At 63.6% G+C, this 18,132-nt stretch carries 9 protein-coding genes, 1 tRNA gene and 1 pseudogene; 6 read left to right on the top strand and 5 right to left on the bottom strand.

Features of this window, described 5'->3' with window-relative positions; all coding sequences use genetic code 11:
* Nucleotides 1-11 precede the first annotated feature (11 nt).
* Entirely contained in the window at nucleotides 12-1,862 is a 1,851-nt protein-coding gene (locus tag FJ934_RS14470) for an AsmA family protein (RefSeq protein WP_140610289.1), read from the bottom strand.
* Nucleotides 1,863-2,139: 277 nt separating this feature from the next.
* Here FJ934_RS14470 and FJ934_RS14465 point away from each other — a divergent pair, with 277 nt between their 5' ends.
* A complete protein-coding gene (locus FJ934_RS14465; protein WP_140610288.1) occupies nucleotides 2,140-4,110 on the top strand; it encodes an acetoacetate--CoA ligase in 1,971 nt (656 codons plus the stop codon).
* Nucleotides 4,111-4,355: 245 nt separating this feature from the next.
* Here the strand turns inward: FJ934_RS14465 and FJ934_RS14460 are convergent, their stop codons facing one another.
* On the bottom strand, nucleotides 4,356-8,243 hold the full coding sequence (locus FJ934_RS14460; RefSeq protein WP_140610287.1) for a PAS domain S-box protein: 3,888 nt from the start codon (nucleotides 8,241-8,243) through the stop codon (nucleotides 4,356-4,358).
* Nucleotides 8,244-8,492: 249 nt separating this feature from the next.
* Here FJ934_RS14460 and FJ934_RS14455 point away from each other — a divergent pair, with 249 nt between their 5' ends.
* From FJ934_RS14455 to FJ934_RS14435, 5 genes and pseudogenes are all read left to right on the top strand, one after another.
* Nucleotides 8,493-8,951 (top strand): phasin, encoded by a 459-nt coding sequence (locus FJ934_RS14455; RefSeq protein ID WP_140610286.1) that lies wholly within the window; start codon nucleotides 8,493-8,495, stop codon nucleotides 8,949-8,951.
* A gap of 344 nt (nucleotides 8,952-9,295) precedes the next feature.
* Nucleotides 9,296-9,372 (top strand) — tRNA-His (locus tag FJ934_RS14450).
* Nucleotides 9,373-9,523: 151 nt separating this feature from the next.
* Nucleotides 9,524-9,766, top strand: a pseudogene (locus tag FJ934_RS28395) (integrase); the annotation flags it as partial.
* Between the two features lie 174 nt (nucleotides 9,767-9,940).
* Entirely contained in the window at nucleotides 9,941-10,657 is a 717-nt protein-coding gene (locus FJ934_RS14440; protein WP_181165622.1) for a CDP-diacylglycerol diphosphatase, read from the top strand.
* Between the two features lie 88 nt (nucleotides 10,658-10,745).
* Nucleotides 10,746-11,465 carry a DUF3363 domain-containing protein gene (locus FJ934_RS14435; RefSeq protein WP_181165621.1) on the top strand — a complete coding sequence of 240 codons (720 nt, stop codon included), beginning with the start codon at nucleotides 10,746-10,748 and terminating at the stop codon, nucleotides 11,463-11,465.
* Here FJ934_RS14435 and FJ934_RS14430 read toward each other — a convergent pair.
* The 3 genes from FJ934_RS14430 to FJ934_RS14420 form a co-directional block, all read right to left on the bottom strand.
* The gene (locus tag FJ934_RS14430) at nucleotides 11,441-12,778 is read right to left on the bottom strand and encodes an HlyD family type I secretion periplasmic adaptor subunit (RefSeq protein ID WP_140610283.1); all 1,338 of its coding nucleotides are present in this window, start codon (nucleotides 12,776-12,778) and stop codon (nucleotides 11,441-11,443) included. The genes FJ934_RS14435 and FJ934_RS14430 overlap by 25 nt on opposite strands.
* A gap of 19 nt (nucleotides 12,779-12,797) precedes the next feature.
* Nucleotides 12,798-14,492, bottom strand: a complete 1,695-nt coding sequence (locus FJ934_RS14425) for a type I secretion system permease/ATPase (RefSeq protein WP_140610353.1) — start codon at nucleotides 14,490-14,492, stop codon at nucleotides 12,798-12,800.
* 183 nt (nucleotides 14,493-14,675) lie between these two features.
* The gene (locus FJ934_RS14420) at nucleotides 14,676-18,110 is read right to left on the bottom strand and encodes an Ig-like domain-containing protein (protein ID WP_181165620.1); all 3,435 of its coding nucleotides are present in this window, start codon (nucleotides 18,108-18,110) and stop codon (nucleotides 14,676-14,678) included.
* Nucleotides 18,111-18,132 lie beyond the last annotated feature (22 nt).

Raw genomic sequence — 18,132 nt, 5'->3', positions numbered from 1 at the left:
CTGGAATTGCCCTATTCGCCAGAGACGCCACGGCTTATCGGTGAAATGAACGGCGTGCTCCACGTTCCGCCGACGAAGAAGGACGACTGGTTCGGCCCCTGCTGGCCGTTCTTCTGCGCTGCCTGGTCAGGCTGAATGACGCCGCCGGACAGCGCCAGCCCGCGCCCCGCATAGGAGGCGATTCCGGAAAGCCAGATTTTGTATTTCGCCGAATTGGCCTCGGCCTTGTCCAGCCTCGCCACGCCTCTCGAAATGGTTGCCTTCACTTCGGCGCCGTCGATCGGCAGCGTTCCGTCCGAGACATCGTCCAGCGCGAAGAAGCCGCCCTGTTCGGTATGCTTGAGAAAGGCCGGCAGGTTGAATTTGCTGAGCGCGCCGGGGCCGAAGGTCGCCGTCACCGAGCCGTCGGCGTTTTCGAAGATGGAATCCCAGGTCCTGCCCGGTCCCTTGAGGATGACCGAAACGGTGCCCGTGCCGACCGGCACCAGCCGGGTCATCCCGGCCGCCGTGCCGAACGCACCGCCATCGACATCGGAAGCAAGCAGCCGGATCTCGACCTGGGTGCCTTCGGGCTTGCGGTCGAACCGAAGGCTGCTCTGGATGTTGCCGCCAAAGGCCGAGGCATCGGAGATGTCGAAGACGGAAAGACCATCCTTGACCTGGGCGGTGGCGGCCACATCGGCGAGCTGGATGCTGCCCGCCGTGGCATGCGCGGCCGACAGCCTGAGATCGAGGTTGACCCGGTCGGCAAAACTCGTGTCGGCATCACTAGGTCCAGCTCCGCTCGCCGGCCCCAGCGGCGTGAAGGCGGACAGGAATGATCTGAGATCGAGCGTGTCGAAGGCGAGCGTGCCGGAGATCACTGGCTGTGCATCGCCAAGTGACAGGTCCAGCGCGCCCATACCGGGGTTGTTGTCCAGCGCCAGCGCGGTGTTTTCGAACTTGACACGTCCGGCCGACGCAGTGACCTTACTCGAAATGCTGACGGAGCCGATCGCCGCGCTTGGCGCGATGCCGGTCTGAGACCATTCCAGCACGCGGCGCAGCGAGGGTGCTGCGAACTTCACCTGGCCGTCGAAATAGCCGTTCTCTGACATGCTGGCCATGCCGTCGAAGGAGAAGGTGGCGGGCGCGGCCTTGAAAGACAAGGTGAGCGGCGCCGTGCCGCCGGCAAACAGCACCAGCGGCTTCGGCGAAGCGGCATCCACGGTCACGCTTTCGCCGCGCCAGATCCCGGTTGCCGACAGTGTCGCGTTGCTGTTCATCGCCGCCCAGCTGGCCTGGCCATTAAGGCTGCTCAGGATTTCCACGTCCTTGCCGTTGACCGAAGCCACCATACGCCCATCCCTGAACTCGACCGTGCCGAAGGCATCGGCCGGCAGCTTGTCGAGGTCAGGCTTGGCGGGGTTGGCATTGACGACGCCGCGGGCGGTGTCGATGGAGCGTGCGATGCGGCCGCCGGTCGGTGCTGTGGGCAGGAACAGGCCGTTTTCCGTGCGCTGGACCCGGATCGTCGGCCGCACCAGCCGCGCCGTGGAGAACGCCACATCGCCCTGCAACGCCGCCATGGCCGAGAGGTCGACCTCGACCCGTTCGGCCTCGACGACTGGCGGTGCGTCGGTGTCCGTCCACTTTGACAGCGTCACATCGGTCAGGATCGCGCGGAATTTCGGCCAGACCTCGATGCGCGGTGAGCCGTCAATGGCAACCCGGAATCCACTCCAGGCGCTCATCTCCCAGGCGATGCGGTCGCGCACGATGCGCGTCGAGGCGATCAGGGGCAGGGCGGCGACCACCAGAGCGATGACGATCACGGCAGCGCCGATCGCCCATACTCCGCGGCGGATCAAGGATGATGGCATATCGCCCCGTATGCTTCCATTCCGATAAAATCATCCGACGGGTATAACCGCTGTCGTTACCACGACTCCCTGTCGCTACCACGACTCGCTGTCGGCACTACGACTCGCTGTCGGCACTACGACTTCCAGTCGTCACTACGACTTAGGGCTGACGCATTTCAAGTCTTTATGGCCCGGCGATGGCATTTGCGCACATCCTGGCGGTATCAGCCGAACAAAATCTTGCTCTGCTGCGCTGCGATATGCATAAGCGATGACGACCCTGGGAGGATCGATCATGGCTGCCGAAGTACCGCTCTGGACCCCGACGCAAGACCAGATTGACGCTTCGCCATTGACTGCTTTCATGAAGGCCGCGGAGGCGAAAGCCGGCACTGCATTCGCCTCCTATGCCGACCTTCATGCCTGGTCGATCGAGCATCGCGAGGCATTCTGGAACTTGGTCTGGGACTTCTGCGACGTTACAGGCGACAAGGGCGCCGGTGGGGGCGAGCGCGTGCTCGTCGATGGCGACAGGATGCCCGGCGCCGCCTTCTTCCCCGATGCGTCGCTGAATTTCGCCGAGAACCTGTTGAAGAAGACCGGCGCGGCCGAGGCGATAGTCTTTCGCGGCGAGGACAAGGTCGAGCGGCGGCTGTCATGGAACGAACTGCATGGCCTGGTCTCGTGCCTGCAGCAGCTCTTCGTCTCGCTCAGGGTCAAGAAGGGCGACCGCATCGCCGCGATGATGCCCAACATGCCCGAAACTGTCGCCGCCATGCTGGCCGCGGCCTCGATCGGCGCGGTGTGGTCATCCTGCTCCCCCGATTTTGGCGAGCAGGGCGTGCTCGACCGCTTCGGCCAGATCGAACCTGTGATCTTCATCGCGCCGGACGGCTACTGGTACAATGGCAAGGCGATCGAGGTCGCCGACAAGGTCGCGGCGGTCGCGGCCAAGCTTGGCAGTGTCCGAAAGGTTCTGCTCGTCGACTATCTCGGCACCTCGGCCGATGTGGCTGATACAATCGACAAGGCCGTGGCGATGGAAGAGGCGCTGTCGCCCTTCGCCGCGAAGGCCGTCACCTTCGAGCGGCTGCCGTTCGCGCATCCGCTCTACATCCTGTTTTCGTCGGGAACCACTGGCATTCCCAAATGCATCGTCCATTCGGCCGGCGGCACGCTGATCCAGCATGTCAAGGAACACCGCCTGCATGCCGGTCTCTTGGATGGCGACCGATTCTTCTATTTCACCACCTGCGGCTGGATGATGTGGAACTGGCTGGTGTCGGGGCTGGCCTCCGGTGCCGCACTGCTGCTTTACGACGGTTCGCCCTTCTATCCCGACGGCAACGTTCTGTTCGACTTCGCCGATGCCGAGAAGATGACCTTTTTCGGCACCTCGGCCAAATTCATCGATTCCGTGCGCAAGGCCGGTCTCAAGCCGATCCGCAGCCATGACCTGTCGAGCGTGCGCAGCATCTCCTCCACCGGTTCGCCGCTGTCGCCCGAGGATTTCCGCTTCGTCTACGACGGCATCAAGAAGGACGTGCATCTGGCTTCGGTTTCCGGCGGCACCGACATCGTCTCCTGCTTCGTGCTCGGCGTGCCGACCCAGCCGGTCTGGACCGGCGAGATCCAGGGCCCCGGCCTTGGCCTTGCCGTCGACGTCTGGAATGATGATGGCAAGCCGGTCAGGCAGGAGAAGGGCGAACTGGTCTGCACCAAGGCGTTCCCGTCCATGCCGATCGGCTTCTGGAACGATCCCGACGGCAAGAAGTACCAGGCGGCCTATTTCGAGCGCTTCGACAATGTCTGGTGCCATGGCGATTTCGCCGAATGGACTGTTCATGGTGGCATGATCATCCATGGCCGCTCCGACGCCACGCTCAATCCGGGCGGCGTGCGCATCGGCACGGCCGAGATCTACAACCAGGTCGAGCAGATGCCGGAGATCCTGGAAGCGCTGTGCATCGGCCAGGATTTCGACAATGACGTGCGCGTCGTGCTGTTCGTGCGGCTGGCCGCCGGCGTCCAGCTGGACGAGGACCTGGAAAAACGCATCCGCGCCAAGATCCGCGGCGGCGCGAGCCCTCGCCATGTCCCGGCCAGGATTGTCGCCGTAACAGACATTCCGCGCACCAAGTCGGGCAAGATCACCGAACTTGCCGTGCGCGACGTGGTGCATGGCCGCGCCATCAAGAACAAGGAAGCGCTCGCCAACCCGGAAGCGCTGGAACTGTTCAGGAACCTGCCACAGCTTGCCGAATGAGCCCAACCGGCATGGTTAATGAAATATGGCGCGCGAATTTACCTAGATTTCACGAGTGGTACACATTCGTAAATTTTCCGCGGCGCCGGTAAGGACTTGTTAAGGCCCGACGCCGATAGTCGCACCTAACTTGAGGGAGAAATCCCGTTCCTCGGCCCCAGAGGATCTGAATTCGCTCAAGCCCCCGTTGTGACAGCAATCCAATCCTTAAGGCGTCCTCCAGGGCGCCTTTTCTTTTGGATTTGCTACTCCGCCAGCACCCGGGTCGACGGGAAAGCGACCTCCACCAGCGTGCCTTCGCCAGGCGTCGAATTGATGGTGAAGCGGGCGCGGTTCGCTTCCACCATCGCCTTGGTCAGCGGCAGGCCAAGGCCGGTGCCGTCGCCGCGGCCACGCTTCAGGGCGTTGATCTGCTTGAACGGTTTCAGCGCCTGCTCGATCTCGGCCGGGCTCATGCCGATGCCGGTGTCGCGCACCCGCATCACGACGTCGCCCGAGGTCTCGTAGGCGGTCGAGACGATCACCTGGCCGCCAGCCTGAGTGTAGCGGATGGCGTTCGACAGGATGTTGAGCGCGATCTGGCGCACGCTGCGCAGGTCCGCCACCACTTCCGGCAGCCGAGAGGCGAAGCTGGAGCGGATGATGACGCGTTCGCGGTTGGCCTGCGGCTGCATCATAGCCACCGTCTCGGCCAGCGTGTCGTTGAGCGAAACGGCCTCGTAGGCCATCTCCTGCTGGCCGGCCTCGATCTTGGAGATATCCAGGAGGTCGTTAACCAGATCAAGCACATGATTGCCCGAGCGGTTGATGTCGCGCAGATAGTCGCGGTAGCGGTCATTGGCGACCGGCCCGAACTTCTCGTCGACCATCAGTTCTGAAAAGCCGATGATGGCGTTGAGCGGTGTGCGGATCTCGTGGCTGATGCGGGCGAGGAAGTCGGTCTTCTGCGAGGAGGCGCGCTCGGCCACCGCACGCGCCTGGGTGAGATCCTCTTCGGCCCGCTTCCACTGCGTGATGTCGCGCACGACGGCACAGAAGCCGCTGTCGTTGGGCAACCGGCCGATGGTCATGAACAGCGGGATGAAGCGGCCCTGCGCCTCGCGCCCGATCACCTCGCGGCCGTCGTTCAGGACGCTCGCCACGCCGGGCTCGGACAGTCCGCTGAGATAGTCGCGCGCCGCGCGCTGGCTTTCGATGGCAAACAGCGAGGCGAACGGTTTGCCGGTCACCTCGTCGCTATCAAAGCCGAACAGCGCCTCGGCCGGGCGGCTGATCGAGCGGATGGTGCCGTCGCTGCCGATCAGCACGACGCCGTCGGTGGCGGTGTCGATGATGGTGCGCATCTCGGCGATGCGTGCCTTGAGCTCGGAAATGTCGGGCTGCGTCTGTTGCTCGCCGACCACGTGCAGGGCCGCCGGCGCTTCGTCCTCGCCGGAACGGCGTACGACCAGCATCAGTGCCTTGCCGTCGCGCCAGGGAACCGAGCGCAGGATGGCGTCGATCGGGAATTCGTGTCCGTCGCGCGTCCTTAGCCGGAGCGCATGGTCACTGCCGTCGGAGGCGCCGTCATCCGCATAGGGATCGGCAAACAGCGCGCCCAGGCCGCCGGCATCCTCAAGGTCCTCGAGCGCGGCGTAACCGGTCAGGTTCAGGAACTCCTCGTTGGCATAGTGCAACTGGTCACCCGAATGGATGAGCAGGGGCACCGGCAGCTTGCCGAGCAACAAGGTATCAGGAGCCTTGCTTTCGTCTCCGACGGAAAAGGCGGACGGCAAGAACCCACTGGCTTTGAGCGGCGGCACCTGCAGGCGTGGCCGTTCAGCCGGGCTCTCGGCGGCGCCGCTTGCGCTTTCGGTTGCATCGGCGGGCGCAACGGCCCGCTCATCGGCCATGGCGGCTTCCTCGCCGTCGGCCCAATCCTCATTGTCTTCGGCGTCGCGAAAATCGGCCGCCGTCATGCTGTCATCGTCGACAGCATCGGCTTTGGCAATGATCGGTTCGCCGCCGGTCGCGAGAATCTCGGCGGTCCTTGGTTCCGCCGCTGGGTCGGAAACCCGTGGCTGGTCGCTATTGTCCGCGACAGGGCCGGCTTCGTGACCCCGGCCGGCATAGTCAAGCAGCGAGCCTGCTTGATTGGACAAGCTGCTGGCGGGCTCCCTATGCGCTGCCTCGTCTGGTTGCGCACCGTCAAGCCGTGTCAAGTCCTCTTGATCCCCGGCATCGGTCTCGGATGGCTCGGCCGGTTCTGTATCGGGGGTCGACGCAACCTCGCCTGCCGCCATGGCCGGCGCTTCGGCCTCCGGCTTCGGGACCTCAGCTATTTCGGCCGGGGGTTCAGCGGGCGCCTTGGCCGCCGCTTCATCCGTGCCGGGCTTTTCCGCTTGCGGAGGCTCGGCCGGCGAACTGTCCTTCCTCAGCCGTTCGCCGATCTCGCGGAAGGCGCTTCGCTCCAGCGTCGACAATCCCTTATCGTTGGCTGGCTGCCGGTGTTCGGCCAACCGGATGACCTTGTCGGCGAAGCGCCGCTCCGGTTTTGGCACGATGGTCAGCGCCGGCACCTCGCCCTTGAACGGATCCGCCGCGTTGGGCTCCTCGGCCTTCGGTTCCTCGGCGGCAGGTTCGGCGGCTGGCGGTTCTGGCGCAGCCTGCGTCTCGCCATTGGGCACCAGCGCCATGCCGATCGCTTCCGGATCGACGACCGCGTCGCCACTACGGGCAACGCCGAAGCCGCGGAAGCCTTCGAAGGCGCGGCTGCGGCCATAGACCGGCAAAGCCGCCAGATCGACGGGGATCTTCATGTCGGTGCCGACGACTGGCCACAGCACGGAACGGCCCGACCACGTATCGCGCCGCTCCAGGAGGCCGGCGATCTCGCCCGACGCGTCGAGGCCGAAGGCCGCCGCGACATCCCTGAAGCGCCGGCCGATCACATCGGCGGCGGGCTTGCCGACAATGTCTGCGAATTCCGGCGACAGCGCGCTGAACCTGCCCTCGGCGTCGGTGCGCCAGACGAAGCGCATCGGCACCGCCGAACGGCCTATCGTGCGGGCGGCCGGGGTTGCGGTCGAGGCGGAAGGGAAGGTGGCCAGGACGCCGTCCGGCCCGTTCCTTTCCCCCGAAGCTCCGGCGACGGCCTGTCTGGTCCCGGTCTCCGGGGCCGGCGTGGCGGACTCGGGCCGATGATCGTCCTCGCCCGCATGGAAGTACCAATGATCGTGCTGTGGAGACGTGCCGCCGGTCGCCGGCTGGTCGCTGTTTGCCGCCACCGGTCCGGCCGGGCCCGCAACGTCGGTCGGCTTCGGGGCGCCTTCGGTGACGGCTTCAGAAGAGGTGGGTTCCTGCCTGGCCGCTTCTGCCTGTGGATCCGCCGCCGGCTCCTTGTTCGGATCTGGCCGGGATTGCACGGCGGGGGCACCCGCCGCCGCGTCGGAAGGCTCGTGCGCCGGCGTTCCGTCTGCGACGTCGGCGTCCTCGAGCCGATCCTCGTCGATCACTACCAGCAGATGCCGCTCCGGCGTCAGCCGGGCAAGGCCTGCCGGGTAGGAGGCCCTGCTGCCCGGAACCAGGCGCTTGACGATGCGGTCGCCCTCGGCAGCCACATCGGCCACCAGGGCCGCCAGCGTCGCGGGCTGGATGCCAAGCGCGGAAAACCCTTCCGAGGCCGCCTCGACATTGCCCTTGGCGTCGACGAAGGCGATGAAATGACCGTCTTCGGTGAAGCCACTGATCGCCCGGCTGGCGATCTCGGCAACACTTCGCGAGCCTGTCTGTCCCGCCGGCACCACCAGCATGATCGCCTTTTCGTCATCGGGCAGCGTCACGGCACTTGCAAGAAAGCCGACGGCGCGGCTGGTCATGCCGGTTGCCAGCCGCACCATGATGGCGCGATCGCTGCCGATCTCAGGAAAGCCGCTGGTCGCCATCACCTGGCGGCGGGCGATCAGCGGCAGCCGCGCCGAGGCGCCGATGATCGCCTCGATTTCGGGGTAGCCGAACACGGCTGCGCCCGGGCCATTGGCCCAGATCACCTGCTCCAGGTCGACCGACAGAATAGTGATCGCGTCGCCGGCGGCAAACCGCTCGCGGACCGCGTCGAGCACGGCGACGTCGAGGAAGGAGTATTCGGACGGCATGCGCTTGGCGGACCCTCACGGAGCGGCGAATTTGCAGTTAACGCTTTGTTAATAAAAGCCGGTGGCGCGAAGGTCCACAAGCCAGAACGTGCAAAGGCTGGAATTTGGGCTTTTGGTTAACGGCCGAAAGAATCTTTTTGTGCAGTGCAACAAAGATATTGCAATGCACAAAAAATGCCTTTATATTGCCATCATAGATGAACGAGACGGCTTTCTGTCAAAGCCGCTGCCGCTGAAAAAGGATGGAAAATGTCCAGGACCAAGACCGCCGAGACGATCGAAAACGTTGAATTCCCGAGCTTCGACGCTTCCAAGGCCACCGACCAGATGCGCGCTTTCGCCGAAAAGGGCGTTGAGCAGTCGAAAGAGGCCTATGCCAAGCTCAAGACCGGCGCCGAGGAGACCCAGAAAGCCCTGGAGTCGACCTACGAGACCGCCAAGACCGTTTCGAGCGACCTGTCGCTCAAGACCATCGCCGCGCTGCGCGCCAACGCCGAAGCCGGCTTTTCGCACCTCGAAGCCCTGATTGGCGCCAAGTCGCTGTCGGAAGTCGTCGAGCTGCAGACCGCCTTCCTGCGCAAGCGCGTCGAGATGACCGTCGAGCAGGCCAAGGACTTCCAGGCCGTCGCCTCCAAAGCGGCCGAGGACGTCTCCAAGCCGATCAAGACCGCCTTCGAGAAGGCCGTGAAGGACATTAAGGCTGCCTAATATTTGCACCTGATCGGAAAATGCAACGAAAGGACGCATTTCCCCGGATATGATCAAGCGTATGATGGCAGCCATCAACGAATACCCGGCGGGTGGAACCTCCTCCCTCCACCTCCGGGTGACCAGCCAGCACCTCCTCCCGCTGGCTCGTAACAGGAAAAGGCCGGCACCTCCTCCCGCCGGCCTTTTTCTTTGCCTTGTGCACGTAGTGCCGCTGTGGGGAAGTGGTCTTTGCTTTGCAAAAGCCTTGAATTAAAATCCATAAGCCCGTAAGGACGCATCGCCGAACGACAGAGCGGATCAAGTGGGACGGGGTTCCTGCAGAGATTTGTTCAGGCAAGTGTGCCGTTGTAGCTCAGCTGGTTAGAGCGCCGGATTGTGGATCCGGAGGTCGCTGGTTCGATCCCAGCCAACGGTACCATCGGCGCATCCCTCTATGTGGCTGATTTCATTGGATAAATCCTCCGATTTTGACGAGGGCATTGCCCCGTTTTGAACTTTTGTGCTACCTATTGTGCTACAAATGGTACGTTCAAGACATGGGAAGACGCCGCGAAGAGCAAGACCCTGACCGCTCTCGGCCTCCATTTCCAACCGACTGGATTCGCGACAAGATATTTGCACCTGGCGCGCTGGCGACGCTCAATGACGAGGCACGCGGTATCGTGCTTGCCTTTGCGGAAACGGGTGCCAGGCCAAGCGAACTCGCCAACCTCCACTTAGGCGTCATCCATCTCGATCATGAAGTGCCGCACATTTCGATCGAGCCACGCGACGACCCTAATGATCCGCGCGAGATCAAGACCGCTTCATCGTGCGCAAGGTGCCCCTGGTGCGGCCAAGTCAGCAAAGCCGGGCCAGCATCAAATTCACCCCACGCGCCCTGCGATCGTATGATGACCTGGGCCACGGTTCAGAGATGCTCGCCTGATCGGCACAGGTTTTGATAAGCAATGGCGGCCTTCGGCGGGAATAGGGGGCTTCGGCTAATGATGACATTGCTGGTCGCAGTGTCAGCTACCGCCGCCTACGCTTCCTTCAAACGAAAGGTATTGTGGGAGACGGTGCAGACCTGCGCCCTCACAACTGTACGTCTCGGGACAGCCTTTCCCTGCGAGGAGGTGACCCTGCCCAAGGATGGGACGTTTGGATCGGCCCTCATCAAATCACCGCTGCACCGAACCGAGTTTGTGCTGACCCCAATTTCGGCGGTTGCGGGCTTGGAGAGCCCACTTGCCCAATCCATTGCCGGCGCCCAGCTTTGGAGCGCGGCATGGGAGGCGCGACGGAAAGTTGAAGCGCAACTTGGACGTCGCCTGCCACGATCGGCCATAGGCCTGGCAGTCAATTCTCGGAACGAGCGGTCTCAGGACCAGTTACACATCCACGTCGATTGCTTGTCGAAATCGGTAGAAACGACGCTCGCTCTGAACGGTCCGAAGACAGGCGCGCCTTGGCAACCGTTTCCTGTGATATTGAAGCGGCGTCCCTATTGGATAATGGCGCTCGACGAGCCTGATCTGCGAACTGCCAACGTAATCGGCCTTGTTGTTGCTGGATTGCCTCACGGGCAACGCGCCATGTCTCACTTAAATGTCATCGTCGCCGGTGCAACGCTCGCTGATGCGAGGCCGGGCTTCTACATTTTGGCGAATTGGGAAAAGGCGGGCGAGCGCCTCCTCGATCACAGATGCACGTCGCGCTAAATCTGACGTCGGCGACGGGAACGGCTGCGCGCTCCTGTTCTCACCCGCGTTTGCTCCGCCACGGCGATCAGCGTACTGGCGATCGAGCATGATAAGAAGTGCATTCGTTTCTGCTCAACAGGCGAATTGGTCCATCCGCGCACGTGCGCGGCTCGAAGCGTTGCGGCGCGCCAGCATTGTCGAGCGCCTCAATGCCGACCATTGGAAGATCCCGAGCGACATCGCCGATCGCGGTGCTACCTACGACACCCGCAGCCACGGCAAGGACTTCATTGTCCGTACGCTTTCCTTCCTCGACCTCGACAGCCAGGTGACAAGCGACGGCGCGACTTGGCTCGACCCGGAACTGGCCTCGCCAAACCGGACCTCGCTGGCACAGGCAGGCTTCGGCCGGGAGGTGGCCGCATGCCTCGACCGACGCCGGCAAAGCCTCATCGATATGGGCTACGTCACCCGATCGGCCGAGGGCGGCGTCCGCGCCCCGCGCGACCTGCTCCAACGCCTTGAACAGGCCGAGATCGCCCGCGTCGGCCGTCGGATGGCGGCCGAGCGCGGGCTGAGCTTCATTCAAGCCAAGCCCCGGGGAATATGTCAGCGGCCGGCTTGCCGGCGCCGACCCGCCTCCGGCCGCTTTGCCATGATCGACGGCGGAGTGGGCTTCCAGCTAGTGCCTTGGCAGCCGACCCTCGACAGGCGCATTGGACAGCACTTAACCGGTATCGCTCGTGATGGAGCGGGGATTGGGATTGTGAGAGCGCACGACAAGACTTGGCGCAGCACACTTTACTTCTGGCGGAAGGAGGAATGAACCGACGCAAGAAGCGGGCTCAGGATATAGTCGAGAGCGGTGCGCTCCTCGGTAACGATCATCACCGAGGCCGGCATCCCCGGATAGAGCGCGATCTGCGGGGCTGCGGCCAGTTCGGCCGGATCGACCACAACATCGGCAACGTAGTAGGGGAATCCGGTTTTGCTGTCGGTGACGCGATCCGCCGAAATACGGGTGACGCGTCCGTGGATGACCGGTATGGAACGCTGCTTGTAAGATGTAAATCGCACTTCCGCCATCATGTCGGATCGCAGGCTTGATATGTCCTCGACGCGAACCTGCGCCTGGACGACCAGCGAGTTCCGCGTCGGCACGATGTCGAGGATCGTCTGCCCGGGGGCAACGACTGCGCCGGTTGAAAAGACGCTGAGGTTCATCACCTGGCCGTCATAGGGCGCGCGGACCACGGCGCGATCCACGGCGGCATGACTCGCAAACATTTTGGGCACAAGATCTGTCAATTGCGATTGCGTGTCGATCAGCATTGCCGAGAGCTTGGCGCGCCGTTCGTTGGTAAGCTGTGCGATCTGGCTCTCGAGCTCGGCCTTGTTCTGGCGATTCCCCGCGATCTCGCCGAGAGCCTGGTCGATCAGGCCCTGCAGTTCGGACGCGGAGCGGTCGAGCTCAAGGATGCGCGTGCGCGTCGTCAGCCCGGCCTTCAGCAGCTTATTGAGGTCCACCTTCTCGTCGGCGGTTGATTTGAGCTGCGCGCGATAGGATTCGACGCGCCCCTGCTTGCCGTCGATCTGCTCATCGAGTTCTGCGATACGCTTCTGCAGAATCTGTCGGGCGCCTGCCATCGAGGCGCGCTGGTTTTCGAGATCGGCGATCTGGCTGGCCATCGCGTCCTGCAGAAACACCTGATGCTCGACCGTGACGTCCTTCGGGAAAGCGACCGCCTCCTTGCCGTCCAGCTCCGCGCGGATGCGGGCATCCGTCGCGCGTAACAAAGCATATTGCTGGGAATAGAGGTTGAACTCGGACCGGTTCTTCGTGTCGTCCAGCACCAGCAATATGTCGCCGGTCTTGACGATGTCGCCGTCCTTGACGTGTATCTCCTTCACCGTGCCGCCATCGAAGTGCTGGACGCTCTTGCGGTTCCCCTCCACCTTGACGACCGCGTCCGCGAGCACCGCGCCGTTCAGCGGCGCAATGGCGGCCCAGCCGCCGAAAATGCCGAAAAAGGCAACGATGATCAAAAGGCCTACGAGAGTCGGCGCCTTAATCGAATCCGAGGCGGTGGGGCCGGTTTCGCCAGGCAGGCTGCGATATATGAAGGCGCCATCGCTCAACGATCTCTCCTGACCCGGCTCATTGCGTTGCCACTCCGATCGGAGCCGCGCGCTGGTTGAGCAGCGCCACGATCTCGTTCCGCATGCCGAAGGCTTCGACGGCGCCGTCACGTAACAGAAGGATTTTGTCGACATTCGCGATCGTCGAGGGCCGGTGCGACACGATGATCACTGTGCTGCCGCGGCGCTTGAGCTCAATCGCGCATTCGCTCAGCGCGCGGTCGCCGTCCGCGTCGAGATTGGAGCTCGGCTCGTCGAGAATGATCAGGTTCGGCGTTCCAAACACCGCCCGCGCAAGCGCAATACGCTGCCGGTAGCCGCCCGACAGAACGGCGCCGCCCTCGCCGATCTGCGTCTCGTAACCCTGCGGGAGGCGGATGATCATGTCATGCACCCCGGCCAAGCGGGCGGCCTCGATCACCTCCTGGTCGACATTGGTCTTGAAGCGCCCGATGTTGGCGGCGACCGTGTCGGAGAAGAGCTCGATGTCCTGCGGCAGGTAGCCGATATGGTCGCCGAGCGCGTCGCGACCCCAGTGCGTCATGTCGGCGCCGTCCAGTCTGACGGTTCCACGACTGGGCTGCATGACGCCAGCCAGGTGTCGTGCGAGGGTGGATTTGCCCGCGCCCGAGGGGCCGATGATTCCGAGCGCCTCGCCGGCCTCGAGCCGGAACGAGATGTCCCGCAGCAGAATCTTCTGCAGGCTGGGCAGCGCGTAGCTCACCTGCTCAACCGAGATCTTGCCTGTTGGCTTCGGCAGATTGAACGAACGGTCGTTGCGCGTATCGCTATCGACCAGCTTGCGAACCCTCGCCAGCGCACCGCGCGCCAGGACAAGGCTGCGCCACACGCCGACGATCTGCTCGACGGGCTGGAGACCCCGGCCCAGAAGAAGGCTTGCCGCGAAAATGGAACCGGCGCTGGTTTGCCGTTCGATGACCAGATAGGCGCCAAGGCCGAGGATGAGCGACTGCATGGTCAGCCGAAGAAACCGGATCAGTCCGGACATCAAGGCGGCGCGGTCGCTGGCGTCCGCCTGACGCCGAAGCGCCAGGTGTCGATCGCGTTCCCAGCGGCGGATGAGGCCGTCGAGCATGCCCATGGCGCGGACGACTTCCGCGTTCCTGAGGCTCATTTCGGTGAAGGCGTAGTTGGCGGTTGCCAGGTCGTTGGCCTGCTTAAGCGGCCCGCGCACCAGATATTCGTTGCTTACCGCCATTGCAACAAGCAACAGCGATGAGCCGAGCGCGAAGAATCCCAGCCAGGGATGCAGCAAGAATATGATGGCGATGTAGATGGGCGACCAGGGCAGGTCGAGCAGCGCATGGACACCGCTGCCGGTAATGACCTGCCGGAACGTGTCGAAGTCGCGGATCGGCTGGCTCTGCGATGAGCCCGGCGAGGAGGCTTCGAGCGAGTTGGCGACGACCTTCGCAGAAAGCAACCGGTCGAGGCGTGCGCTGGCGCGGGTCAGGATCCTGGCGCGCACCAGATCGAGGCCGGCTAGCGCAAGGAAGGCCGCCAGCAGCACGATCGTAAGCATCAGCAGCGTCGTTTCGCTGCCGCTGGTGACCACCCGATCATAGACCTGCAGCATATAGAGCGGCGAGGCCAGGTAGAGCAGGTTGATCGCTAGGCTGAACCCTGCCGCGACCAGGAAATAGTGGCGGCACGCCAGCAGCGCGTCCTTTACGATCTTGCTTTTGCTGTTCAGACTCAATGACCCAGCGGAGAACCGCCCCCTGTCCAATTGCACGCGCAGAACCGATGTTACTCCAGATCCTTCAGACGGCTACCCGGTCGGTTCTTTTTCCTGCCGTAAACGTTAATTCGTAAGCTGAATCTGCGACCCTCCGACCGAAGGTGAGCCGCGTGTGTTTGCGGCTCACCTTCAGGTTCACGCTATGACACCGCTCGCCGTCAGGCCATACTGAACCACCGTCCTGCCGGCCCCGTCGTCGACAAGCGTGAAGTTATGCGCATCGAAGATGCCGAGGAGGTGAAGCGTGGCATTGTGAGCGCCGTCCGTCACGGTCAACGTCCCTCCACTGCCGTTCGAGTCCGCCTGATAGGCCGCGGACGTTCCAGCGCCGAACAGGATGTCGCCGAGGTCGATCTTATCGTCGTTGGTGATGCCGCCAACCCTGCCGCTGAAGTCGAAGGAATCATCGAGTTGCAGCGTGCCAGCGGCATTCTGCGCGAAGGTCACATCCGTCGATGAGGCTGCGCCGAATTCCAGCTTCGACAGGTTGCCAATCGTGGCTTCGCCTGTGCCCGTGACCTGGCCCTCGATCGTGATGTTGCCGCCATTGGCCCAGAGCAGCCCGGAATTGGCGAGCGTGCCGGTGATCATCAGGCCGCCGGAACCCGTCGCTTCCAGCGTTCCCGAGTTGACGGTGGTGTTGGCGCCCGTGTCGATGACCAGCGCGTGGGTGCCGGTGGCGATGATCGTCCCCTGGTTGTTCAGGGACAACAGGCCGCCGCCCAGTTGGCCCGCGCCGGAGATGGTATTGTCGACATTGGTCAGGGTGACGTCCGCGCCAGTGCCGGAGATAATGTTCGAGTCGCTGTCGGACAGGACGATCTGCCCTCCGCCCTGCAGGGTGATGCCGTGCTGAATGAGCTGCAGCAGCGTGTCGCTACCTGCAGAGTCGAGCGAGATGAGCCCGCTGTTGTTGATCGTGCCGCTCAGCGGCAGCATGGCGCCGTCGCCGATCGTCATGGTGCCGGCGTTATTGACCACAGGCGTCTGGTCGAAGACGAAATTGCCGTCCGTGAGCGCATTCGAGTGGATGCCGTCCAGCGTGATCGACTGTCCGTCGCCGAGCGTGATCACCGCATTGCCGTTGCCGTCGTCGGCCATGTGGGCCTGGACGTCGGCGAAGCTCTGGAAGCCGGAATAGCCGATCAGGTCGATCTTGTCCGCGGCCGCGTCGAAGCTATGCACCATGTCGTTGCCGATTGGCTGCGAGAAGACGAAAAGGTCGTTGCCAAGAGAGCCGGTCAGCACGTCGTCACCGGACCAGGCGAAGATCGGCGAGCCCGGCGCATAGGCCTCGACGTTGTCCGCCACGATTGTCGTACCTGTTGTACCGTCCGTGTTGGTCCACGTCTCGGCCACATTGAGTACTGCAGCTCCGACGTAGTCGGCGGGCGTGGTGACGCTTAGAGATCCGACATCGATAGTGGCGATTGACCAGGAGCCATCCGCGTTATGAACAGCTCCGTTGAGAGTCCAACCGGCTGGCACCCCCGAAACGGTTACCTCGATTGATCCATAATTTTCAGTTGGGTTCGTCAATCCCAAATAGATAGGGTTTCCAGATGTGCCGGCGGGAGCCTGCGGTGTAATGGTGGTTTTATTCCCCGCAGCATCGGTTGCTACGATCGTCAAGTGGTCATTATTCGCCAAATTCGAGTTAGTGTAGCTCCAGTTTCCAGCGTTCAGTGTTGCCGTACCATTGGCCGCAGGATGCTCAGTATCTGAAATAGTAATCGAAAGTACACCAGACCCAGCGTCGCTGTAAGTCCCACCCAAGGTCTTGGCACTGGGGCTATAGCTCGTCTTTGCGACGCTTGGCGCACTTGTATCCACCTTGTAGCTGGCGTTGTCGGTCACCGAGGTGGCCGTCAAGGTCGCGCTGTTGCCGGCCGCATCCTTGATCGTGCCGCCGTTCAGGCTGAGCGCGTTGGCGTCTATGCTGATGCCGTTGGTATCGGTCTGGCCCGACTGGGTGGTGTAGGTGAACACCAGCGAGCTGCTGCCGCTGCCCGACGAGTAGTTGGCCTGCACCGTGGTACCACCGATGTTGAGCGCCAGCTGCGGCGTGCCCGTGACCGTCACGCTCTCGCTGAGCGCCACCGTCACGCTCACCACGTCGCCGGCGTTCAGATAGCTGTTCTGGATCCCGGTCGCGCTGGTGATCGCTTCGCTGCTGACAGTCGGAGCGCTCTCATCGACCGAGATCGCCTGGGTTGCCGTCGTCGCGGCGTTGCCTGCCGCGTCCGCGACATTGGCCTTGACCGTGTAGCCGCCGTCGGCCAACGCCTGCGCATCGGTCGCACTGACGTTGACCGACCAGACCCCGCTCGACACAGTCGACGTATAGGTGTCCTTCACGTTGTTCGAGCCGTCGACGATCGTGATCGTTGCAACCCGGCCGTTCACGCCGGAACCGCCATCCGAGGCGGTGCCGCTGATCGTGAAGCCCGCCGCCGCCTCGGTCTTGTTGACGGTGTTGTCGCCCGCGATCGGGCTCGTGATCGCAATCGTCGGCGCGGTTGTATCCACCTTGTAGCTGGCGTTGTCGGTCACCGAGGTGGCCGTCAAGGTCGCGCTGTTGCCCGCCGCATCCTTGATCGTGCCGCTGTTCAGGCTGAGCGCGTTGGCGTCGACGCTGATGCCGTTGGTATCGGCCTGACCCGACTGGGTGGTGTAGGTGAACACCAGCGAGCTGCTGCCGCTGCCCGACGAGTAGTTGGCCTGCACCGTGGTACCACCGATGTTGAGCGCCAGCTGCGGCGTACCCGTGACCGTCACGCTCTCGCTGAGCGCCACCGTCACGCTCACCACGTCGCCGGCGTTCAGATAGCTGTTCTGGATCCCCGTCGCGCTGGTGATCGCTTCGCTGCTGATGGTCGGCGCGGTCTCGTCGACGGCGAGCGAATGCGTCGCCTGCGTCGCCGGGTTGCCGGCGACATCGGAAACGTCGGCGGTCACCTGGTAGCTGCCGTCGGCCAGCGCGATGTGGGTGAGAGCGGCGGCCGGAACGGTCGCGGTCCAGGCGTTGCTGGTGACGACGGCGTCGTAGCTGTGGCCGTTGAGGCTGACGGTGACGTGCTGGCCGTCGTCGACGCCGGAGGTGGTGCCGCTGATCGCGAGCGGCGACTGGGCTTCCAGCGCGTTGAGGATATCGTCGCCGGCGATCTGGCTGATCGTGATGGTCGGCGCGGTCTCGTCGACGGCGAGCGAATGCGTCGCCTGCGTCGCCGGGTTGCCGGCGACATCGGAAACGTCGGCGGTCACCTGGTAGCTGCCGTCGGCCAGCGCGATGTGGGTGAGAGCGGCGGCCGGAACGGTCGCGGTCCAGGCGTTGCTGGTGACGACGGCGTCGTAGCTGTGGCCGTTGAGGCTGACGGTGACGTGCTGGCCGTCGTCGACGCCGGAGGTGGTGCCGCTGATCGCGAGCGGCGACTGGGCTTCCAGCGCGTTGAGGATATCGTCGCCGGCGATCTGGCTGATCGTGATGGTCGGCGCGGTCTCGTCGACGGCGAGCGAATGCGTCGCCTGCGTCGCCGGGTTGCCGGCGACATCGGAAACGTCGGCGGTCACCTGGTAGCTGCCGTCGGCCAGC

The organism is Mesorhizobium sp. B2-4-12 (genome assembly GCF_006441575.1).
Classification (GTDB): domain Bacteria; phylum Pseudomonadota; class Alphaproteobacteria; order Rhizobiales; family Rhizobiaceae; genus Mesorhizobium.
The sequence above is the reverse complement of the archived record's forward strand: the minus strand, read 5'-3'. Positions and strand labels throughout refer to the sequence as shown.